This is a genomic window from Coleofasciculus sp. E1-EBD-02, from assembly GCF_040218245.1.
In the GTDB taxonomy this organism is placed as follows: Bacteria; Cyanobacteriota; Cyanobacteriia; order Cyanobacteriales; family Coleofasciculaceae; genus Coleofasciculus.
In genome coordinates this window covers 1-21,427 of sequence record NZ_JAVJQN010000104.1, presented here as the reverse complement: position 1 = coordinate 21,427, position 21,427 = coordinate 1, and the positions used below count along the sequence as shown (strand labels likewise).

Genomic DNA, 21,427 nt, shown 5'->3' with positions numbered 1-21,427 from the left:
CAATTCTATACTTTGTTTAACTTTTTAGGGATTTGTCCTACTTGTTCCTCAAAAAGCCAGCTAGCGACTTTATTCCTCACGGAACGCCGAATTAAACCTTAGCCTCCTTCTACCTGTCAGTCATCAGCTTACTGAATTAGTAGCGATAATGAGCAAATGCTTTATTGGCATCTGCCATCCGATGGGTTTCTTCCCGCTTACGAATGGCATTCCCCGTTTCATTCGCCGCATCCATCAGCTCATTTGCGAATTTACTCGCCATACTTCTCCCTGGACGACTCCGGGAAAACTGGATCAGCCAGCGCATGGCTAATGTTATTCCGCGTTCTGAGCGGACTTCCATAGGAACTTGATAGGTTGCCCCTCCAACCCGACGGGCTTTCACTTCTACTAAGGGAGTGACATTCCGTACCGCTTCTTCAAATACCTCTAGCGGTTCCTTTCCGGTGCGTTCTTCAATAATTTTGAAGGCGTCATAGATAATCCGAGATGCTACTGATTTTTTCCCATGATGCATAATCCGGCGCACCATCATACTAAGCAGACGGCTGTTATAAACCGGGTCAGGGGGGACTGGGCGCTTTTTAACAACTGTACGACGAGACATAGTAAGCCTTTACAAAATACATACACGGCAAATTTAACTATTTATCCTGGAACTGATTATTTTTTCTCCAGTCTTTAGGACTTGCTTGAAAAAAGCAAGCCACTTCATTACTTCATCTCCCTATTTTCCTGATCAAGTTACCCAAAACAAACCGCCATGGGTAAGTCTAGCAGGGTTTTAGCAGATTTAGAAAAGCTCTCTTGGTTTACTTAGGACGCTTGGTTCCGTACTTGGAACGACCCTGCTTGCGATCTTTCACACCTGCCGTATCTAGAGTTCCTCGAATAATGTGATATCGAACTCCGGGTAAATCTTTAACCCGTCCTCCTCTAATCATGACGACCGAGTGTTCTTGAAGGTTATGACCAATCCCTGGAATATACGCCGTCACTTCAAAACCCGAGGTCAGACGTACCCTTGCCACTTTCCGCAGGGCTGAGTTCGGTTTCTTGGGGGTTGTGGTGTAGACGCGGGTACAAACACCCCGCCGTTGTGGACATTGTTTCAGTGCCGGCGATTTTGTTTTCGCCTTAATTTTGGCACGTTCGCTACGAATAAGCTGCTGGATAGTGGGCATGAGTTAAGGCGCGTGATATTCCTTGAATCGTTTGCAAGTATTGACAAATTCTGATTGTACTGACTTTTAGGCAACAATGTCAATTTTTTTGTCTTTTGTCCCTGGTCATACTCGCTTTCATCGAGAAGCAAGCTACGTCCTTTGTGCTTTAATTACTCCTTCAACCTCGGATCATTCCTTACGTCTTAACTCGAAACGAGTTACCACAGCCACAGGTTTCAATGGCATTGGGATTATAAAAGCGAAACCCACCGCCCATGAGATCTTCGGAATAATCTAAGGTGAGGGTAGTTAAATGCTTGATGCTTGCCTCATCCACGACAACAGCAACGCCTTGACAATCATAGACGCGATCGCTCGCTCTGACGGCATCATCAAACTCCAGAGTATAGTATAAATCGGCACATCCTCCTGGCTTCACGCCTAAACGTAATCGAGCTTGCTGTTGCTGGCGCTTGGTTTGCAGGCGTCTAATTTCATCAGTCGCCGCTTGACTCAGTGTAATCATCAGTTTTGTCCTGGGTCACAAATCATCTTCACAGGCAATTCTCCAAAACTCCTTCTATTGATGACGATGAGAACTTTCGTCACCTGGGGCAAAAAAATTTCCTCCCCTAGTATTAGGGAGGAGCAAATTTGGCGTCAAGCTACTACAGCACAGGTAAGCAGTATTAGCTACTTCAGACAATCCAACCTATTGTCAGGTGGACTCGCTGCGGGCGTAGTCATCTTCATAGCGAATAATGTCATCTTCGCCAAGATACTCGCCATTCTGTACTTCAATTAATACCAGCGGAATAACACCCGGATTTTCTAGGCGATGAGCATGTCCTTGAGGAACATAGCTGGACTGATTTTGATGAATCAATAATTCCTTATCCCCGCAAATAACCTTCGCCATGCCACTGACAACAATCCAGTGTTCACTACGATGGTAGTGCATTTGCAGACTGAGGCGATGACCCGGTTTCACCTCAATACGCTTAATTTTGTATCCTCGCCCCTCTTCCAGAACAGTAAATGAACCCCAAGGTCTTAGTTCTGTAGCGGCAGCGCCTTCGGCAGTCAACGATCTGGGTAGGGTGATCGCCGAATCTTGAGGAACTGCTTGCTGAACCATAGTATTTCTCCTGAAAATAGTTACGACATTAATCGTGTGTAAAAACGTTTTATCGGCTTTTTAGCTATTGCCAGGTTTTCAACAACACAAAACCTAACCACAATCAACATTAGCAAATTCAGCTTAGATTTTGCACACATTAGAGGCTGGATTCGTCAAATTGTAGGAAGTCTTCACATTTAGAGGCTTGAGCTTTATCGAAACTTTAAGAAAGGAGTCGGACAACCGAAAAGGGTACACTTATTAAGTTTTGTAAAGAAGCCTCAAACCCTTACAAAGGACACAGGACGAATGACAAATGACAATTTCCACCGTTAGCTTTGATTGTGTCCACCTACTTATAGGGTCGGAAGAGTCCTAAACCATTGTGAACCCGGGCGGCTGTATGAGGAGAACGATCTAGAAGATGACCCCCCAAATAGAGTCCAGTAGAACTGCCACCATCGAGATTGAGCGCATCAACGGCTCCCAGTTGTTGCATCAACTGTGCCGTTTCCGTCAAGTTGGGTCCCCTGCCACCGACACGATTGTGCATAGCCGCAATAATTAGTGTGCCATTTGCTGTGATTCCGATCGCACTCCGAATGGCAGATTGTTGGGCAAAGGCATTACTAAAGTTTTCGGCTTTGGCATCTAACACAATTTGGCGATTTTGCAGTAACAAGGGACCAGCGCCCAGGATATGAGGATAATTATTAAACTCAATCGGCAAGGTTTTCTGTTCAATCTGAACGGTTGTACCAATAGTGAGTGATTTAGCGATCGCACTGGGATCATGCCCTCGGTTGGTAAGCAAATAACCATTAACTGGAATGACAAAGGATTCCTCTCCAGCGACTCCTCCAGGTAATTGAGCCGTAATCTGGTTATTCTGCACCACCCAAATCACTTCATTATCGGTTAAAGGGGTATAGGTTACGCCCCAAGCTGGGGTATAGCGAGATATCCCGGCTTGCACATAACCGCTATTCAGAAACAGAATTGGGAAACGTTCTCCATTGGCGGTAATTAAGGTTTCCTGGAGGCTAAGGCGTCCAAATTTAAATTGATGCTGATCCGTCCACGCGATCGCACCTCGGTTAAGAATGGGTCCAGAATACCAATATCCATCCCGGCGGATCGCACCTAATGGTAATTGATTATTGCGGTTAAAGAAGCCACCATTAATCGCAGCCGCAGCGTTCCATAACTGCGCTGTTTTAATCAGGGGGGCGGTTCCCACTTGAGTTGTGGGATTACTCCAAATCGGTTTCAGATTGACTTGCGGATTTTTGGGATCAACCTCTAACCACACCACAGGAAATCGAGTATCACCCAGAGTCACAGTCCGCTGACGCCACCAGATACCCGGCGCCCACAGAATATCTTTTTCCACCATGGCATCAGGTCGAAGTTCGATCACTAAGCGATTGGGATTCGGTAAGCTAAAAACGTGCAACTGTAAACCATCTGGAATCGAAACCCCGATAGTGGTTTTAGTCTGATTGGTTTCAACTTGGATCGTCGGTTGATTGTCTAAGGCTTCATTATCTTTCTCATCTCCCTCAACTTCCTCATCTTCCCCATCTCCCTCATCTTCCTCATCTTCCACAGGCTCCAGGGGGGTAAACTGTTCAATCAGGGATGGATTCGCGATCGCGTCTAATATAATCACCCCTTCACTGGGGCTTCTGCTAACGTGCCAAGGTGTGGGACGATCTAAATCAAGAATAATCCTAAACCCCCACAGGTGTGCCTCTTCCCGGATACTGTCTAATCTGGCAGGTGCAGACGTTAGCGCTAATGTATCTCCTTGGGCTTGAAATTGCCATCCCATCTGTTGGGCAAACTCTGTAATATCTAAATAGCGATAAGCATCACGATGGTGAGCCACGAGAACCAGAGGCGTACTCAGGGGATTAGAAAACCACTGTATCGGTTGTCGCGTCCAATTGCGGGTACTCAACAATTCCAGTCCGAAGAGTTGTTGGACTCCCACATCACTGATACCCGTGCGTATAACTCCCCCAACCTGCCACTGTTTCCAAGCAAGAGGTAGTATACGACCATTTAAGGAGAGTTTTGTCCCTGTGCCAAGGACTTGAGTGGGGGTTTGAGCGAAAGTGGGGGTTTGAGCGAAAGTTGGTGTCTGAGGCGAGGGATTAACGGCTTCAGCTTCTACTAATGCGCGATCGAGTTCAAGGGTTGACTGAACGACTAAACGTTGCAGAATTTCCCCCATGGTTAGACTCTCTCTTACTAGGGATTCCGCACAACTAACACGTTTAGCGGCTAAACCTAGACATGAAGTGCAAATTGCTAAGATTCCTATCACAATTTTGACTTTATTCCGTGAGAAACCCTTTGTCATAATCTTGGCTTTGGCGTGAGATGAATTGATGTTTAAACGTACACATAAACTAATTACTGTATTGTATGTATATTAGGAAAATTAGTTCAATAATCAAAGCTAAATTCTACACAATCTGTTTTGCTGTTGACAGCTATCTCGGCTCAAAGGTTCCCTGGCAATTTGCTTGTAAGTTAAAATAGTCAGTTCAAATAAAGGGTAGGTGGCAGACCTGTCCAGTTTTGAGTTGATTTATAATCGAAAAAAAAAACGGGAGACTCAAATGACTTTAGCCACGATCGCAACACCCAAAAAGGAATCCCCCCTTTTGTTTGAGGGAATGACCTGGAGAGAGTTCAAAGCCGTTGAGCAATTGTTAGACCGCCCAGGATATCGACTTTCTTTTTTAGATGGAGTTTTGGAGATACGACGAATGCCTGGAGAACCTCATCAAACTGTTAAAGAAAGAATTGGTGCATTGTTTGACCTTTACCTGTTGATGGCAGGATTTGACTTTACTCCAACTGGTTCGATGACGTTGGAAAGTGAAGGAGTCGCTGTTAAGCGAGAAGCTGATGAATCCTATAAACTAGCGCCGGGTCGAACCAATCCTGATCTGGCGATTGAGGTAGTGTTTACCAGTGGCGGTATCAACAAGTTGGAGATCTACAAGCGGCTGAAGATCAAGGAAGTGTGGTTTTGGGAAGATGGGGTGTTGGAACTTTATCACCTGCGAGGAGAGGGGAATACACTTGACTATGAACAGATTAAGAGTAGTGAGGAGGTTAAAGGGATTGATCTAGATTTGTTATTACGTTGCATCACTATGGTGAATCATGTGGATGCTATTAAAACATTTCAAAAGGCGCTGCAAAATTAAGGTTTTATGGTATATTGTTATCGTGGGAAAATGTGTGCGCCTGTAGCTATATAATAATTCGCGATCGCACAGGTTGAATCAGTCGCATCGGGTACAGGAAAGTGTTGCAGGATTTTAGCGATCGCGTAAAACCATGAAGCGGGACATTCTACCCAAAGCGCGATCGCATAGAGAGGAATTCCCTTTAGCTGGGCTAAATCAACTTCTTGGTGACAGGCTTCCCTGAGAGTGGATGAATTCCGCTACATTGATCAATTGACCAATGTCCTTAAATCAGGAAAAAGTGTTATGATTTAATTATCTTGATTAAATTTGTACGAGGTCGTTCAGGAAGAAAAGACTACGTTTGGGCAAATCTTTAAGGTGGATTGGGTTGTACCAGAAGCTGTCAATCTAGGCTCTGAACAGGTAACACTCCGAACCATGGGAGCAGGTCAAAGCTGCGGAACATTTGTACTAAGACCACAGCAAGTAGTGTGTTACGGCTGACGGGAGCCAGTCAATTGTGTAGGAACATAAAGTGCTATCGAACCTCTAAAGGCTGTTGTTGAGGTAAGCACATCGGTGTTTAAGAACTTGAGGAACATTTTTCGAGTGCCACTGGGCTCCGGAAATTTTCAGTCGGCGGTCAATTTGCTTAACTGTTGATTCGACAGCTCCAGAGGCAATGGAGCAAATTTATTCTTGTTGATAGTAATCATAAGTAGGTGGGCTTAATTAAGCGTAAAATAAAAAAAGTAGTTATCCAGGTGCAATCGCTTTATGCCAGCTCGCTTAAAAATCCGGCTAACTGAGGCGGAAGAGGAAGAACTGTCGGTTACAGTTATATAAAAGTGGGAAAACAGAAATCAATTCCTCAGAGTAAAAAGCGAGGAAAGCGGCTGAATATTCTGGGAAAATACGAAGCCAACAAAAGTTTAAATTATGCTTTAGCTTTGGGAAGTTTTAGAAAAGATAGTTTTATTAAAATTTTGGATGTAGAAGCCCAAGAAGCCGAAAATCATCTAGCAGAAACGGGAGTGAATACAGTGATTATACTTGATAATTACTCAGTCCACAGAAATTATCAAGTTAAAGCTAAAGAAAAAGAGTGGCAAGACAAAGGTCTGTATTTATTTTTTCTACCAACTCAAGAACGTCAAACTAGAATCACAAATTTGAAGCCAGAGCTACCAGCACCAGAGCCCCAGGAGAGTGAGCCAGAACCGCTGTCAGACGCTGTTTCCAGACTATGAGGTAACGGCCACAGACTTTAGCACCGCCGCTTGGTTAGTCTATCCGTCTCGGGCTTACGTGCCGATCAAAGTTCGAGTCTTTGTCGATTTTCTGAAGCAGTCTATTGAGATACCTCCCAAAAAAAGCAAGCGAGAAGCAATGGGCTGTGCGATCGCTATCGACTTTAAGAACTATTGCTCTTTCCCATCAAATCCTGCTGAATCTGTCCCTCGCGTCCCTCTAGGATGTCTCGCTTCTGGTGAAAGGCATCGGCCATAAAATCCATAAATGTCTGGATTCGAACGGTTGAGACGAGATCTTTATGGGTCAAAATCCAGACATCATGGCAAGGGGTACTGTTACCTGGGGGAACTCGCTGTAATACAGAATCGGCATCGCCTAAGAAGCAAGGTAAGCGGGCAATACCGAAACCCACTTTGGCAGCCGCTAATTGGGCGAGAACATTATTAATCCGGCCTCGAATCGGCAAGTGTGGAAACTCACTTCGCCTAACCCAATCTGGGTAGGGCGTTGGAGAATCCCAGCCAATCCAATTGGCCTCCTCTGCTGTCAATATATGGGTTTCTAGATAGCGGCTAGATGCATAAGCCGCACAGTGATAGCGAATCACCTTACGACCGACTAGATGCTCTGGTGGATTGTCGGTTACGCGAATCGCGACATCAGCCTCTCGCTTACTGAGGCTAAACATACCGTAAGAGATAAACAACTGCAGATTGACATCTGGATATATCTCCATAAAGCGCACTAAATCTGGCATGAGTAAGTTGATGGCTAAATGCTCTGGCATCGTGACTCGGAGATTGCCCTGCAAACGGACATCCTGTCCCAAGATGTGACGCTCTATGCCGTTAATTTCATCTTCAACGCGGATAGCCGCTTGCAGTAACTCTTCGCCAGCAGCTGTTAGGGCATACCCACTAGGGAGGCGGTCGAACAGCCGTGTATTCTGTGTCGATTCAAATGCCTCGATGCGACGGGTGATAGTCGAGTGATGAATACCCAGCTTGATAGCGGCAGCCCGGGCGGCCCCTTCCCGCGCAACAGCTAGAAAAATTTTCAGGTCGTCCCAGTTCATCTCAAAAGCTCCTCTTCTGCTGGTGCTTTTTTGCACCAGTCAGGTGTTTTTCTGGCTCTACCCATTGTAAAAATATGCTCATATTATGGACTCAACCTTTGGAGGGAAGTGAAGTAACTAACGGTTGCAAAAAGTCAACTTTCCGAAGAACCAAGTTTATTCACTGCCAAACAATGAAGAATATAATCTCTTACGTGGCAGGAGCGACGTTGTTGTAATGAATCCCGGCTACGATCTCGAAGATCGCGCAGCATACGAATCCGCTTTATTCCCTATTACTCAACGGTATGGCATGGAGCAAATTGGCTCTTACGATATCGTTCAACATTTAGGCGGCGACGCAGAAGAGGCTACCAAGTTAAATCTCTGGAGCATACCTAATCCAGAGGCAATGCAGGCTCTAGTGGAAGATGCTGACTATCAAGCATTGGAAGACATGCGTAACGAGCTGCATAACTTTAACCAGCTCACTCTATACAGATTGTCTGAGGGAATCTGAGGCTCTCTGCCGCCGTACAACTTCACCGTTAGCCGCGCGACTCGAAGTCGTTTGGGGGAGTTGGAAAGGACTCCTAAAATCCTCTTCCCGCTAGTGTTCAAGCGGATGTCCGCCTTGGAATGTTGGATGCAGGTCAAGTTGGTGTAAAACTCTCATCCTAATTCGACAGACGTTTATCTATCTGCCACCATTTCGAAAACCATGACTATGCTACTTTCACAATACGAACGATTTGATGTTGCAATTATTGGCTCTGGCATTGCCGGATCAACCTTAGCCACTATTTTGGCTAGTCAGGGATTGCGAGTTGTGGTTTTCGAGGCGGACAACCATCCTAAATTTGCCATTGGTGAATCGATGATTTTGGAAACCTCTGAAGTCATGCGATCGCTTGCTGAACTCTACGACGTTCCAGAACTTGCCTATTTCAGTTCCGAGAACTATTTTGATCACATTGGCACCTCTCATGGTGTTAAGCGTCACTTCAGCTATTTGCATCATGTCGAAGGGCAACCGTTGAACCTACAGCACACGCTTCAGGCTGTTATTCCCAAACAACCCCACGGGCATGAACTGCACCTGTACCGCCAGGATACCGATTACTTTCTGGCGACCATAGCCGTTCGCTATGGAGCAACTGTCTTACAGAAAACGCCGATTCAATCCGTCGAAATTCATCAGCATGGAGTTTGTCTGTTAACCAAGACAGGACAGACCTTTGAGGCGGATTATGTGGTCGATGCGGGCGCATTTCATTCTGTATTGGCAACGCAATTCAACCTGCGACACCACAATTTACAAACCCATTCCCGAGCCATTTTCACCCACATGATAGATGTGCCCTGTTTTCACCAAGTCAGTGATTCCAAGCAGGTCTACGGGCTGCCGTTTCAACTCTCTGAAGGAACGCTGCATCATGTGTTTGAGGGTGGCTGGTTGTGGGTTATTCCCTTTAATAATCATGCCCGTTCAACGAACCCCCTGTGTAGTGTAGGACTCATGCTTGATCCACGTCGCTATCCCTTGCAGCAGGATTTGACTCCAGAAGCAGAGTTTTATCAGTTCATTCAGCAATTTCCGGGCATAGCGCCCCAATTTCAACCTGCAAAAGCAGTGAGACCTTGGACCCGAACCGGACGCTTGCAATACAGTGCCCAGCACGTTGTGGGCGATCGCTTCTGTCTACTGGGTCAAGCGGCTGGATTTATCGATCCCCTGTTTTCCAAAGGACTCTACACTGCCTTGATGTGTACCTCTGTCTTGGCGGATCGCCTGCTGGCTGCGAAAGCCACTCAGGATTACTCAGCCACCCATTTTCAGGGGGTCGAAGACATGACTCTGGCATTCATTCAGGCAAACGATCGCTTAGTGGCCAATGCCTATCGCACCTTTGCCCACTATGACCTTTGGGCATCCTATACGGTGTTGTGGCTGCTAGGGGCTTACCTGGAACTGGTTAAACTCATGAGTAGTCGCGCCTTATCAGAGAACCATCGCCCACACTACTACCCCCGGTTGCACGGTCTCAAGCTCACCGGAGGAGCCTTTCCGCCCTTTGAAGCGCTAGCAGAGACCATCTATGCACAGATCGAAAAAGCCGATTTGAGTCATCCCCAAGCCGCTCAGACCGTCCATCAGCAGGTACACCAACAACTGACTCAATTCCCCTGGATGCCCTACGCCTTCCAGCAAATTCTACAGGGCAAAAACCATCTACCTGCCAACAAACTCAACCCCAAGCTGTTGAAACGCCGACAGGGTTTTATGAGATACGGCATCTATCGAACTCACTTTTTCGGGCGGCGATCGCTATCCTCACTTGTTTATTTCTTTCTGCGAGAAAAGCTTAAATATTCTCGCCTTGCTTTATAGCATCAACGAGCGTTTCAACACCATGACTATAGGAAACCATTGTTTGCGCCCCAATGCGCCTGAAACCATTGTTTTGACAGCATTGCAATTATTGAGATGCTCCGGGATGTCAATGATGCCGTGAATACAATCAACAATACCAGAAGAGCCGTTGATGGAACTGTTAATAATCTCAGTGATGTTCTGGGTATCGATGGGAATGTCAGTGATAGTGATGATCCGACCCAACAAGTTTTAGATATATACCAAAGTTGGTATCAAAATTTAGTGGCACCTGAGCAAGAACTGGTGTCTGCGCTAATCATGCAATATGCTAAGAATCAACAGATGACCTTTGAAACGCTCTCGACTACCGAGTGGTTTTTGCAACAGAGTATGCAAGACCAACAAAAAATTGGGGGATTGTTCTTCAAAGTGAATCAGATACTGGAGGGAGTGGAAGAAACAGGAGGAGAAAGAAACCGATTTTTGGCGTTTGCTTTTTGTGTTAATAGTGGCGGACAAGACTGTAACTAAGGTTAGGATAGGCGCTAGGTATTGTTTCCGTTTATTAAGAGTTAAGTCTAGAGACGTTCCAACGGAACGTCTCTACTATAGTGTCCTAACCATCTTGGCGGTTGAAACCCCCTACTTTCCTTAACAGAACAGCATAAGTTGCTCATCAGCGAATTACCTGCACATCGACAGACAGATTGAGAGCAGCCCAGGCGCGATCGCAGGTCAAAACTCGAACTCCCAATCGCAATCCCAGACTTAAACAGGCACGATCTCCCAGGGATAACCCCGCTTGCCGAGTTGACTCCCACAGTCGTCCTGCCATTTCCCCATCCTCCAGCGTAAACGGCTCTACCGTCAGCCCCAGTGCCTGCAAATCATCGACCATGCCATCCACCTCGACTCCAGCCGCGATCGCCTTCTGCACGACTTCCGCCCAGTTCACACTGGATATCGCTGATTCTGCTAACACGCCATCTACAATTTCTCCTCCCGGCTCACCCTTCAGATAAGCCAGCAACGCTGAAGCATCCAACACTACCGTCATTCTGTAACTTCCTGTTTCGCGGCTTGGCGACGTTCAGCGATCAATTCATCGACCAAACTGCGATTTTTGGGTATCTGTGCGAACCGCGCCTTCAACTTTTGCTTAATCGCCTCCGGCTTTTCCAGTACCAATCGCCCCGCTTCCTCACGAGCAACCAGCTTATCCCCTTCCTCAAACCCCAACAACCGCCGCAACCCTGCCGGAATGACTAACCGCCCCTGACGATCCAAATGTACTTCTACGGATTTGGAGAGTTCGCTCATACTGTTTTATTTGTGCCACATTATTTATTCTATGCCACGTTCTCTAATATGTGGCATTACTCCAGACTAAACTTATGACATCAGGGATTGCCAGAGTCAAGTATTTTCGCCAAACCCTTATGAGAGTAGCAATCCAGGAAAATTTCACCCACAACTTTAAGCTTGCCAGCCCACTACTGGCTAGGATGGGAAGCAATACGCTAGACTAAGGTTCACGTCATACCGATGTTCCCCACCCATCTAGATGATTGTTGTTTTAAGCCATGTTAATCACTTGGCTAATATCCTAAATCATGCCATTGGGGATTGCCATAGCTAGGTATTTTCGATAATATTAGTCTCCCCATCTAAAGAGCTTCATTTGAGAACCAAAGTTGCTGACCCTTCTGGGTCTGTAGTTTAGTGGCTGATGCTACTCCGTCTGCCAACCATATATATAAAAATATTAGGACAACCACGCCAACTGGACACGAGATGACTCACACAATGATCACTAGAGAGCGAATTCACGTCAATTATTTCTCTATTTTTCAGTTTTTCAATGGAACTGGCGATGACGTAGCCGACTTGGATAGAACTGAGATTTTACCGCACTGGTAATCAATTCCTAGTTACCGTAAGGTGGGCGAGAACAACTAACGAACTAACGATAAGACAAGGGTTTCAACGTTTATACCCCTTGCCCCCCTACCTCTAGTAACGAATGACCAGTGACCAATGACCAATGACCAATAACACTAGGAACTATCTTATGACAAACAGGAGCATCAACCTAAATCAACAGCATCACTCTTGGAATCGAGACGATGTAGCCTATCCAGGACAACGATGGTTAGTGGAAGAACGGGATGCTTGCGGTGTTGGCTTTATTGCCTCAGTCGCAGGTGTCGCTAGCCATGAACTGATTGAACAGGCACTTTCGGCATTAACCTGTTTAGAACATCGCGGTGGCTGTAGCGCTGACCGAGATTCGGGTGATGGCGCTGGCTTGATGACGACGATTCCGTGGGGGTTGTTTACGTCTTGGTTTGAGGAACAAGGAATCACCATGCCACCCACAGACCAGTTGGCGGTGGGTATGGTATTTTTACCCCAAGATGCGGCATTGGCGGCTAAAGTTCGGGAAATTGTTGCCGACGTCTTTGAACACGACGGTTTCACCGTATTGGGTTGGCGTGTCGTTCCCCTAAACGAATCGGTTGTTGGACCCCAAGCCCTAGACAATCAACCGCACATTGAGCAAGTTATTGTTAGCTGCCCCAATCAAAGCGAAGATGATCGGGAACGTCTCCTCTATAAAACCCGCCGTCGCATCGGTAACGCTTTAGAAGCGGATGGTACTCTCCATTGGTCCGATGATTTATATATTTGCTCCCTTTCGAGTCGCACAATTGTCTATAAAGGCATGGTGCGTTCGGCGGTATTGGGTGAATTTTATCAGGACTTAAAACATCCTGAGTTTCAAAGCCCCTTTGCCGTTTATCATCGCCGTTTTAGCACCAATACCCTACCCAAATGGCCCCTAGCCCAACCGATGCGGTTATTGGGACATAATGGTGAAATTAATACGCTGCTGGGTAATATTAACTGGATGCGGGCAAGGGAGGCGGATTTATCGCATCCGGTATGGGGGAATGAAATCGAAGACCTCAAGCCAACGGTTGATCCGGATAATAGTGACTCAGCTACTCTAGATAATATCTTTGAGTTACTCGTGCGATCGGGTCGTAGTCCTCTGGAATCCTTGATGATTATGGTTCCCGAAGCCTACAAAAATCAGCCCGATTTGCAGGATCATCCGGAAATTGTTGATTTTTACGAATATTACAGCGGCGTTCAAGAACCCTGGGATGGTCCGGCGCTGTTAGTCTTTAGTGATGGTCAAGTCGTTGGTGCAACCCTTGACCGCAATGGATTGCGACCTGCCCGTTATAGTATCACCCGGAATGGGTACGTGGTGGTTGGATCAGAAGCTGGCGTCGTAGACTTACCCGAAGCGGACATCGTGGAAAAGGGTAGACTCGGACCCGGACAGATGATTGCTGTGGACTTAGCCAACCACGAAATTCTCAAAAACTGGGACATCAAACAGCGAGTTGCCCAACGTTTACCTTACGGAGACTGGCTGAAACAGCATCGCCAGGTTTTATCCCCTCAAGGGTTTACCGATACAACCCAACTCGACGCCCAAACCTTACTCCAGCAGCAAACCGCCTTTGGGTATACGGCTGAGGATTTGGATATGATCCTGGAACCGATGACGACTCAAGGGAAAGAACCCACGTTCTGTATGGGGGATGATATTCCTTTAGCCATCCTCTCCGATAAGCCGCGCCTGCTGTATGACTATTTCAAACAGCGTTTTGCCCAAGTCACCAATCCACCGATTGACCCCTTGCGGGAAAGTCTGGTGATGTCCTTAAGTATGGAACTGGGTCAACGGGGGAATCTGCTAGAGGCTAAACCAGACTATGCCCAACTGCTGAAACTGAAAACCCCGGTTCTGAATGAAGCCGAGTTAAATGCGGTAAAAACCTCTGGGTTTGCCACCACAGAACTCTCCACCTTATTTGAGATTAGCGCGGGTCCGGATGGGCTAAAAGATGCCATTGACCGATTATGTGACCAAGCCGATCAAGCGGTGAAATCTGGCTCAAAAGTGCTGATTTTGAGCGATAAAATTGGCGGAAGTGTCGGAGAAAATACCAGTTATATTCCACCGCTATTGGCAGTGGGGGCAGTTCACCATCACCTAATTCGCGACGGATTGCGGATGAAAGCCTCCCTGGTTGTGGAAACGGCGCAATGTTGGAGTACCCATCATTTTGCTTGTTTGATTGGTTATGGGGCTTCAGCAATTCATCCCTATTTGGCATTGGAATCGGTGCGTCAGTGGTGGTCGAATCCCAAGACGCAGAAATTGATGGATCGGGGTAAAATTGAACCCTTAACCATTGAAGCGGCACAGAAAAATTATCGTAAGGCGGTGGAATCAGGTTTATTAAAAATCCTGTCCAAAATGGGGATTTCCCTACTCTCGTCTTACCAAGGGGCGCAGATTTTTGAGGCATTGGGAATTGGTGCAGAGGTATTAGATTTAGCCTTTCGCGGTACAACCTCCCGCCTGGGTGGTTTGAATCTGGCAGAATTGGCACAGGAAGTAATTGCTTTCCATCAACGGGCGTTCCCGGAGTTAACGGGTAAGAAACTGGAAAACTTTGGCTTTATCCAATACCGTCCCGGTGGCGAATATCACATGAATAGCCCGGAGATGGCAAAGGCGTTACATAAAGCCGTGGCATCCTTTAATGGTAATGGTCAGGGTTCGTCGGTGAAAAACGGAAACGGCAAAACTGATACCGAACAAACCGCTTATGACCACTATGATGTCTATAAAAAATACCTGGAAGACCGCCCGGTCACGGCGTTACGGGATTTGTTAGACTTCAACAGCGATCGCGCCCCGATTCCCATCGAAGAGGTAGAACCTGTCGCGGATATTGTCCAGCGTTTCTGTACGGGGGCGATGTCCTTGGGTTCTTTGTCGCGGGAGGCACATGAAACCTTGGCAATTGCCATGAATCGGATTGGTGGGAAATCCAATTCTGGTGAAGGGGGAGAAGACCCAGTTCGGTTTAAAGTCTTGGATGATGTGGATAATCAGGGGAATTCGCCTACATTGCCCCATCTTAAAGGACTGCGGAATGGGGATACCGCGAGTTCAGCGACGAAACAAGTTGCATCGGGGCGTTTTGGCGTGACGCCAGAGTACCTGATCAGTGGCAAACAATTGGAAATTAAAATTGCCCAAGGTGCGAAACCCGGAGAAGGGGGACAGTTACCTGGGAAAAAGGTGAGTCCTTATATTGCCATGTTGCGGCGTTCAAAAGCTGGTGTACCCCTGATTTCCCCACCCCCCCACCACGATATCTATTCCATTGAAGACCTCGCCCAATTGATTTTTGACCTGCATCAGATTAACCCCGAGGCGAAGGTGTCGGTGAAATTAGTGGCAGAAATTGGCATTGGTACGATCGCAGCAGGTGTGGCGAAGGCAAATGCTGATGTGATCCAGATTTCCGGTCATGATGGCGGAACGGGCGCATCTCCCCTAAGTTCGATTAAACACGCGGGCGTATCTTGGGAGTTGGGTGTCACCGAAGTCCATCGGGTGCTGATGACGAATCAACTGCGCGATCGCGTGATTTTACGGGCAGATGGTGGCTTCAAAACTGGCTGGGATGTGGTGATGGCGGCGTTAATGGGCGCGGAAGAATATGGCTTTGGTTCGGTGTCGATGATTGCGGAAGGCTGCATCATGGCGCGGATTTGTCACACGAATAACTGTCCGGTTGGCGTAGCGACACAGCAAGATCATTTACGCAAGCGGTTTACCGGAATCCCCGATCATGTGGTTAACTTCTTCTACTTTGTCGCCGAAGAAGTGCGATCGCTCTTGGCACGGTTAGGGTATCGTAAGTTAGACGAGGTAATCGGTCGGGCGGATTTACTCAAACAACGTGAGGATATCGCGTTAACCAAGACATCCACCGTATCGGTGAAATGCTTAACCGATTTACCCGATACAAGTCGCGATCGGTCGTTCCTCAACCATGAGGAGGTTCATAGTAATGGACCCGTTCTTGATGATCAACTCCTGGCTGATCCAGAGATTCAAGCCTGCATCACCAACCAAACCTCCCTCACCAAAGATGTCGCGGTTCTCAATACTGACCGAGGGGTTGGCGCACGTCTAGCGGGTGCGATCGCCAAAAAATACGGCAATACTGGCTTTGAAGGACAAATTACCCTCAACTTTAAGGGTGCAGCCGGACAAAGCTTTGGTGCCTTCAATTTGCCCGGAATCACCCTCAACCTGGTTGGGGAAGCCAATGATTATGTGGGGAAAGGAATGCATGGGGGTGAAATTATCATCACGCCTCCCACTGATGCCACCTACAACCCCGCCGAAAACGTAATTGTCGGCAATACCTGCCTCTACGGTGCCACAGGCGGTACATTATTTGCCAATGGCTGGGCGGGTGAACGATTCGGCGTCCGCAATTCTAAAGGTCAAGCCGTGATTGAAGGCGCTGGCGATCACTGCTGTGAATACATGACAGGCGGTGTGATTGTAGTCTTAGGTCATGTTGGGCGCAATGTCGGTGCAGGGATGACAGGCGGATTAGCCTACTTCCTAGATGAAGATGGCAACTTCCCGGCAAAAGTCAACCCCGAAATTGTGAAGATGCAACGGGTGACCACATCGGCTGGGGAACAGCAGCTAAAAGCCCTAATACAAGCCCATGTTGACCGCACCAACAGTGCTAAAGCCAAGACAATTCTGGCAAATTGGTCGGACTTCTTACCGAAATTCTGGCAAGTCGTGCCACCCTCGGAGGAAGATACCCCAGAAGCCAATCCCGATGCGGTAGCAGAACGGGAGTTAAGTCCAGTTCAGTAACGCCAGAAACTAGGGGTTTTGGCAAGATTGGACAAGGATGAAGGATAAAACCCAGGTTTGCCTTCATCCTTGCTGTTTTTTCCGGCAAATCCTCACTTAGAGGGAACATTCCAGCCTGGTTTTGCCTCATAATTTAGTAAGGAGAGAAAAAGTCTCCTGAGTTTGTACTGCGATACTATCGACCTTTTGTAGAAAGAAGCACTGCCATGGTTCAATACTCCATTAGTGCCACCAACAATCCCAAAAAACCGATCAAACTGAGCATCTGGGAATCGGCTGTGCAGACCGACTCTCGCGTTCGCCCCTTTCACTTCAAAGCGAATTATAGCTGCGAGACTCTACCCGAAGCCATGGAGATTCTCCGGCAAGTTGAGACGGAGTCCCAACAATACGAGGCGGTTGCCTAATGAACCAAAGGACAGATGACGAATATAGTATCGCTATCGACTAACCCTCCGCTACCGAATCATAGTGTAAAAAAAACGGGTCTTCCGGACTTAGTGCAAGAAGGCAGAAATAACTGAACAGCTAATATCTCCCCCCGCTTCCCCTGCTCCCTCTGCTCCCCCTGCTCCCTCTGCTCCCCCTGCTCCCCCTGCTCCCTCTGCTCCCCCTGCTCCCTCTGCTCCCCCTGCTCCCTCTGCTCCCCCTGCTCCCCCTGCTCCCTCTGCTCCCTCTGCTCCCTCTGCTCCCCCTGCTCCCCCCGCTTCCCCTGCTCCCTCTGCTCCCCCTGCTTCATCGTATCTACGAAGCTGCTCAAGTATTTTGCCGAGCTGCATTAGCTCAAAATCCATAGCTCCACCGAGCACGATATCCTCTCACATCAATATGGGTAAAACAGCTAGCACTGGCTAATCCACCCCGACTTCCCCACCAGGATTCTAGGCGCTGATTAACTTGGGGTGGAGAGATCCCTTGAACCACAAAATCCACAGCATCACCAACTAAATGCCTGGATTTTGTTGCCCCTCCGACTTTACGATTAGTTACTGGATCACGATACCAAGAATTTATAGTAATCGGACGAGCGCCCAAATATTCTCTCACTTCTTCCATCACATGAGCCACTCTCAAAATCCCCTCAACCACCTCATTATTAACGGGAATCCTTGAGCCATTCATTGTCGCTTCCGCCCAACTAAAGTGTCCACCTTCGAGAATTGGATTTCCCAGATAGACTGTTCCTAATTTGGGTACGGTGATAGGACGTCCTTTATTGGGTGAAGCAATTTTAGTTTCGGGTTCTTCTGCTTTATCGCTGGGGCGATTATTCGGTTCCGTTCCCTGAATTTCGATATGTTCTTTGAAAACATACCAATCACTCTGATTATTCTGCCCTAACAAAACCCCATCCGGTAACAGGACTTTGACGTGTCCTCCCTCAGAGGGATCATCCTCAATAATTTCCAGGCGAGTACCCCCTTTTACCGTGATTTTTTCTTCTGGTTTGAGCCGAAATGATTGATCCGGTCGGGCTTTAAATACTGTATCGGATAAAATCTTTATTTTAATGCCTGTTCCCGGTTTAGGGATATCAATAATTTTCTGGGATTGGAGATAGTAAACAATCGCCGCTGCTCCAATGGTGGTTGATGGATGCTTCAGAACAGTAGTACCACCCCAAACCCACTCGGATTGATCTCCAACTCCATGTCTAAATCCATTCCACAAGTCAAACCCCCACAGATAAGCACCGAGAGTGCGAGTTCGGGCTTTATGGAACTCCTTAGCCAATAAAATTTCTGTCACTTTCTTCACAAATAAGTCAGGTTCGCGGAGGTTCCACTCACTGTAGTGAATAACCGCTGCAAACCACCACGGAATGCCTGTTGCTTGTTCAACGATTTCATAGTGTTGTCGCAGATCCTTCATTCGCTCAACAACTTGCTGTACTTCGGATTCTTTTTCTTTTTGTAAGCTACAGGTCAGGAAGGCTTTTTCGTAGTCAGGTAAGAGTGTCTTGAGGCGAAAGTCCATAGTTGTGTTTAGCCCTTTTGAAACAATTAACTCTAGTTAATATTTTACTCTGCTTGAATTGAGTCGGGTATGGCTTCGGTGGGGTAAACGCCCCTTTTGATGAGGATTTCAGCATTTTGAGGGGATGATAAATTCACGCCCTCCAGCAAGCTGTTATGCTGTTGATTTGATAGGTGAGGCTGACGCCAAAGTAGACGGAGATAGGGGTTGAGGGCTATGTGCAAAACTTAATACAGCACGGTTTTCTTTTGTCCGACTACTTATAGCACTATGCACACACGTTAGGACAAAAGAAGAAAAATTTAAATTGCTCAATCCCTTGTAAGGTAAGTGTTTTTCTTCACTATTGCATAAGACACACCGAGCGTGTTACCGAGCGAAGCCGAGGTAAGCGTTCGACTGAGCGCTCACGCCGAAGTCCGAGGTGTTGCCTATTGCAAGAAAGCCTAGCGCGTAGCGCTATATCACTCCTTTTTTGTCAGACTAACGCGGAAAAATGCCCCCGTTATCACTATTCTTTTTTTAAAGCCCCTAGTCCCCACAAACAGATACCATAGATACCCAAATAAGCCCAAAGTTCTAATTCGCCACTAACTAGCAACCAAGTCATCACTAAAGGAAAGGTGATGGCTAGCATGATCACGGCAGTATCATAGTCTAAATTCATTGCTTTTATGGGGATGCACCATGCTATTATTGGCATCTAAATTGCTAATACGGATATAGCAATACTAATATAGCTTACGGTTTTCCTTTGTGTAAGGAGATTGGGTGGAGAATGAAGGGTGTGGGAAAAATCTCCTGATGGGATGACAAGCAACTTGAAACGTGGTAGCTCACAACAATTGCTGAATTTGTTCTGGGGTGATCTGCTCAACATTGCTAAAAACTTGAGCCGCCCCTGCTTTTTTTAAGGTTTGTTGATAAGCCTCACGGCGTTCTGCTGTTTCCTGAACATGTGGCGGGAGAACACCAACACCAACCCAGGTTCTATCTGGATGAAGACTTTTGGCTGCTTTAACTGTGTACATATCTGCCACGGTATCTCCCACATAGATGGTAGGCAATGGTTGCTCAATCTGGTGCTGTTGCTGAAGCTGGTTAACGACTGCCAATAATCCTGTTGGATCAGGTTTACCGGGTGCATCTTCCATCGCCACGAGTACGGGGGATGGCAAACCGAGACGTTTTGAAAGAGCATAAAGTGCTTCATTTCGCGTCGCCCCACTAAAAAAGCCCCATAAAATATTGGCTGAGGTTAGATATTCGAGATACTTGGGTTCGAGGAGTAATGGTTCATCACAGATGTATCCTGTCCAATGATTTGGGTCAGCACCTCGGTAGCGAGCATTAAAAAAGGCAATTAGGTTATCATAATCTAGGGCAACCTGCGATCGCGCCTGATCTTGCTGCTCAAAGTGGCGATAGATGAGTTCCCGTGAGGCGTCCCAATCGTTGTTCCATAAGCCTTCGGATTTGAGGTGGTCAATCTCAACAGAAGACGGGCGATACACTCCGGCGGTAAAATGCTCGACTGTATCCGCGATCGCTCTCCGGTACGATCCACTCACATCCCGGATGACACCATCAATATCGAAAACGACAATCGCTAGTCTAGACCTTGATTTTGTTCTTGATTTTAAAGTTGTCAATGTAAATACTCCCACGACTAACTCAGTTGCTTAAGCCGTGCAGTTTTATCCCCCGGATAAATCACGAGGGCTTTCACCTTCGCTATCCTGTAGAATAATTGATTGTACATTAAGTATAAGATACCTGATCTATTGTTGGAGGTTTGTTTGTCTAAATTTATCTTAAAAGTTCTCTGGTTAGAAGAGAATGTGGCACTCGCCGTCGATCAAGTCGTGGGTAAAGGAACTAGCCCGCTGACATCCTACTTTTTCTGGCCCCGGAACGATGCTTGGGAGCAAATCAAAAACGAACTGGAAGCCAAACATTGGATTAGCGAAATGGATCGCGTTGAGTTGCTCAACCAAGCCACTGAAGTGATTAACTACTGGCAAGAAGAAGGTAAAAATCGTCCCATGAATGAAGCTCAGGCAAAATTTCCAGAAGTCACCTTTACAGGTAGCGCCTAGTGAATGAAGCGGAGCTGGGGGGAGCTGGGGAAGCAATGTAGAGACGTGCCATGGCACGTCTGGGAGCTGGGGGAGAAAAAACCCATACAAAATAGCGAGTAATACCAAATCTGATAACCCAAACCCCTTTATCCCTGGGATACTTTTTCCTTCTACCCCTCCTGACTCCTGCCGCCTACCTCCTGCCTTCTGCTATACAAAAGAGCTATCCAGCTAACTAACGTCTGGATAGCTCCTTTATGTTTCAACGTATTCGCGGGAGTCCTCACCCTCAACTCTCGTAGGGTGAGGAGGGATAGCGGGATGCCGGAAGAATGGAGGCATCCAACTTTTTACGCTACGCATAACACGATTTATAGAGATAATCCACTCGTGTAATGTTTG

The 21,427-nt window shown here is 47.0% G+C and carries 19 protein-coding genes and 2 pseudogenes; 8 read left to right on the top strand and 13 right to left on the bottom strand.

Annotation, left to right across the window (positions count from 1 at the left end; all coding sequences use genetic code 11):
- Positions 1–136 precede the first annotated feature (136 nt).
- From rpsG to RIC07_RS16870, 5 genes are all read right to left on the bottom strand, one after another.
- Positions 137–607 (bottom strand): 30S ribosomal protein S7, encoded by a 471-nt coding sequence (gene rpsG, locus RIC07_RS16890; protein WP_006103261.1) that lies wholly within the window; start codon positions 605–607, stop codon positions 137–139.
- Between the two features lie 205 nt (positions 608–812).
- Positions 813–1,184: a 30S ribosomal protein S12 gene (rpsL, locus tag RIC07_RS16885; protein ID WP_006103254.1), complete on the bottom strand. Its 372-nt coding sequence runs from the start codon at positions 1,182–1,184 to the stop codon at positions 813–815.
- Between the two features lie 178 nt (positions 1,185–1,362).
- The gene (locus RIC07_RS16880) at positions 1,363–1,692 is read right to left on the bottom strand and encodes a HesB/IscA family protein (protein ID WP_446376942.1); all 330 of its coding nucleotides are present in this window, start codon (positions 1,690–1,692) and stop codon (positions 1,363–1,365) included.
- Positions 1,693–1,884: 192 nt separating this feature from the next.
- The gene (locus tag RIC07_RS16875) at positions 1,885–2,304 is read right to left on the bottom strand and encodes a phosphomannose isomerase type II C-terminal cupin domain (RefSeq protein ID WP_006103117.1); all 420 of its coding nucleotides are present in this window, start codon (positions 2,302–2,304) and stop codon (positions 1,885–1,887) included.
- Between the two features lie 334 nt (positions 2,305–2,638).
- Positions 2,639–4,525, bottom strand: a complete 1,887-nt coding sequence (locus RIC07_RS16870; protein WP_446395546.1) for a phosphodiester glycosidase family protein — start codon at positions 4,523–4,525, stop codon at positions 2,639–2,641.
- A gap of 391 nt (positions 4,526–4,916) precedes the next feature.
- On the opposite strand from RIC07_RS16870, the gene RIC07_RS16865 reads away from it, so the two are divergent.
- Positions 4,917–5,513, top strand: a complete 597-nt coding sequence (locus RIC07_RS16865; RefSeq protein WP_446395545.1) for a Uma2 family endonuclease — start codon at positions 4,917–4,919, stop codon at positions 5,511–5,513.
- Positions 5,514–6,047: 534 nt separating this feature from the next.
- Here the strand turns inward: RIC07_RS16865 and RIC07_RS16860 are convergent.
- Positions 6,048–6,215, bottom strand: a pseudogene (locus tag RIC07_RS16860) (ISKra4 family transposase); the annotation flags it as partial.
- A gap of 119 nt (positions 6,216–6,334) precedes the next feature.
- Here RIC07_RS16860 and RIC07_RS16855 point away from each other — a divergent pair.
- Positions 6,335–6,748, top strand: a pseudogene (locus RIC07_RS16855) (transposase); the annotation flags it as partial.
- A gap of 164 nt (positions 6,749–6,912) precedes the next feature.
- On the opposite strand, the gene RIC07_RS16850 reads toward RIC07_RS16855, so the two are convergent.
- Positions 6,913–7,827, bottom strand: coding sequence for a LysR family transcriptional regulator (locus tag RIC07_RS16850; protein ID WP_446395544.1), 915 nt, complete (start codon positions 7,825–7,827; stop codon positions 6,913–6,915).
- Between the two features lie 124 nt (positions 7,828–7,951).
- On the opposite strand from RIC07_RS16850, the gene RIC07_RS16845 reads away from it, so the two are divergent.
- From RIC07_RS16845 to RIC07_RS16835, 3 genes are all read left to right on the top strand, one after another.
- Complete coding sequence (locus RIC07_RS16845) at positions 7,952–8,326, top strand: hypothetical protein (protein WP_446395543.1); 375 nt, start codon at positions 7,952–7,954, stop codon at positions 8,324–8,326.
- Between the two features lie 201 nt (positions 8,327–8,527).
- Entirely contained in the window at positions 8,528–10,198 is a 1,671-nt protein-coding gene (locus tag RIC07_RS16840; RefSeq protein WP_446395542.1) for an NAD(P)/FAD-dependent oxidoreductase, read from the top strand.
- Between the two features lie 120 nt (positions 10,199–10,318).
- Entirely contained in the window at positions 10,319–10,714 is a 396-nt protein-coding gene (locus tag RIC07_RS16835; RefSeq protein ID WP_446395541.1) for a hypothetical protein, read from the top strand.
- Between the two features lie 145 nt (positions 10,715–10,859).
- Here the strand turns inward: RIC07_RS16835 and RIC07_RS16830 are convergent, their stop codons facing one another.
- Together RIC07_RS16830 and RIC07_RS16825 are read right to left on the bottom strand one after the other, a co-directional pair.
- Positions 10,860–11,240, bottom strand: coding sequence for a type II toxin-antitoxin system VapC family toxin (locus tag RIC07_RS16830; RefSeq protein ID WP_446346310.1), 381 nt, complete (start codon positions 11,238–11,240; stop codon positions 10,860–10,862).
- Positions 11,237–11,503 (bottom strand): AbrB/MazE/SpoVT family DNA-binding domain-containing protein, encoded by a 267-nt coding sequence (locus tag RIC07_RS16825; protein WP_446395540.1) that lies wholly within the window; start codon positions 11,501–11,503, stop codon positions 11,237–11,239. Before RIC07_RS16825 ends, RIC07_RS16830 begins: the two co-directional genes overlap by 4 nt.
- Positions 11,504–12,254: 751 nt before the next feature.
- On the opposite strand from RIC07_RS16825, the gene gltB reads away from it, so the two are divergent.
- Positions 12,255–16,967, top strand: coding sequence for a glutamate synthase large subunit (gltB, locus tag RIC07_RS16820; protein ID WP_446395558.1), 4,713 nt, complete (start codon positions 12,255–12,257; stop codon positions 16,965–16,967).
- Between the two features lie 206 nt (positions 16,968–17,173).
- On the top strand, positions 17,174–17,374 hold the full coding sequence (locus RIC07_RS16815; protein WP_446376956.1) for a hypothetical protein: 201 nt from the start codon (positions 17,174–17,176) through the stop codon (positions 17,372–17,374).
- A gap of 90 nt (positions 17,375–17,464) precedes the next feature.
- Here RIC07_RS16815 and RIC07_RS16810 read toward each other — a convergent pair whose 3' ends face one another.
- The 4 genes from RIC07_RS16810 to RIC07_RS16795 all read right to left on the bottom strand — a co-directional run bounded on the left by RIC07_RS16810 (position 17,465) and on the right by RIC07_RS16795 (position 20,596).
- Complete coding sequence (locus RIC07_RS16810; RefSeq protein ID WP_446395539.1) at positions 17,465–17,761, bottom strand: hypothetical protein; 297 nt, start codon at positions 17,759–17,761, stop codon at positions 17,465–17,467.
- A complete protein-coding gene (locus RIC07_RS16805; protein WP_446395538.1) occupies positions 17,751–18,944 on the bottom strand; it encodes a D-Ala-D-Ala carboxypeptidase family metallohydrolase in 1,194 nt (397 codons plus the stop codon). Before RIC07_RS16805 ends, RIC07_RS16810 begins: the two co-directional genes overlap by 11 nt.
- Before the next feature lie 511 nt (positions 18,945–19,455).
- Complete coding sequence (locus RIC07_RS16800) at positions 19,456–19,611, bottom strand: hypothetical protein (RefSeq protein WP_006103253.1); 156 nt, start codon at positions 19,609–19,611, stop codon at positions 19,456–19,458.
- A 169-nt stretch (positions 19,612–19,780) separates the two neighbouring features.
- Positions 19,781–20,596, bottom strand: a complete 816-nt coding sequence (locus tag RIC07_RS16795) for a TIGR01548 family HAD-type hydrolase (RefSeq protein ID WP_446395537.1) — start codon at positions 20,594–20,596, stop codon at positions 19,781–19,783.
- Between the two features lie 147 nt (positions 20,597–20,743).
- Between RIC07_RS16795 and RIC07_RS16790 the strand changes: the two genes are divergently transcribed.
- Positions 20,744–21,043 (top strand): 30S ribosomal protein PSRP-3, encoded by a 300-nt coding sequence (locus tag RIC07_RS16790; protein ID WP_006103218.1) that lies wholly within the window; start codon positions 20,744–20,746, stop codon positions 21,041–21,043.
- Positions 21,044–21,427 lie beyond the last annotated feature (384 nt).

Excerpts from the sequence above, each read along its gene's own strand:
- rpsG (WP_006103261.1), bottom strand. The coding sequence starts at position 607 with ATGTCTCGTCGTACAGTTGTTAAAAAGCGCCCAGTCCCCCCTGACCCG.
- rpsL (WP_006103254.1), bottom strand. The coding sequence starts at position 1,184 with ATGCCCACTATCCAGCAGCTTATTCGTAGCGAACGTGCCAAAATTAAG.
- RIC07_RS16880 (WP_446376942.1), bottom strand. The coding sequence starts at position 1,692 with ATGATTACACTGAGTCAAGCGGCGACTGATGAAATTAGACGCCTGCAA.
- RIC07_RS16875 (WP_006103117.1), bottom strand. The coding sequence starts at position 2,304 with ATGGTTCAGCAAGCAGTTCCTCAAGATTCGGCGATCACCCTACCCAGA.
- RIC07_RS16870 (WP_446395546.1), bottom strand. The coding sequence starts at position 4,525 with ATGGGGGAAATTCTGCAACGTTTAGTCGTTCAGTCAACCCTTGAACTC.
- RIC07_RS16865 (WP_446395545.1), top strand. The coding sequence starts at position 4,917 with ATGACTTTAGCCACGATCGCAACACCCAAAAAGGAATCCCCCCTTTTG.
- RIC07_RS16850 (WP_446395544.1), bottom strand. The coding sequence starts at position 7,827 with ATGAACTGGGACGACCTGAAAATTTTTCTAGCTGTTGCGCGGGAAGGG.
- RIC07_RS16840 (WP_446395542.1), top strand. The coding sequence starts at position 8,528 with ATGACTATGCTACTTTCACAATACGAACGATTTGATGTTGCAATTATT.
- RIC07_RS16830 (WP_446346310.1), bottom strand. The coding sequence starts at position 11,240 with ATGACGGTAGTGTTGGATGCTTCAGCGTTGCTGGCTTATCTGAAGGGT.
- RIC07_RS16825 (WP_446395540.1), bottom strand. The coding sequence starts at position 11,503 with ATGAGCGAACTCTCCAAATCCGTAGAAGTACATTTGGATCGTCAGGGG.
- gltB (WP_446395558.1), top strand. The coding sequence starts at position 12,255 with ATGACAAACAGGAGCATCAACCTAAATCAACAGCATCACTCTTGGAAT.
- RIC07_RS16815 (WP_446376956.1), top strand. The coding sequence starts at position 17,174 with ATGGTTCAATACTCCATTAGTGCCACCAACAATCCCAAAAAACCGATC.
- RIC07_RS16810 (WP_446395539.1), bottom strand. The coding sequence starts at position 17,761 with ATGGATTTTGAGCTAATGCAGCTCGGCAAAATACTTGAGCAGCTTCGT.
- RIC07_RS16805 (WP_446395538.1), bottom strand. The coding sequence starts at position 18,944 with ATGGACTTTCGCCTCAAGACACTCTTACCTGACTACGAAAAAGCCTTC.
- RIC07_RS16800 (WP_006103253.1), bottom strand. The coding sequence starts at position 19,611 with ATGAATTTAGACTATGATACTGCCGTGATCATGCTAGCCATCACCTTT.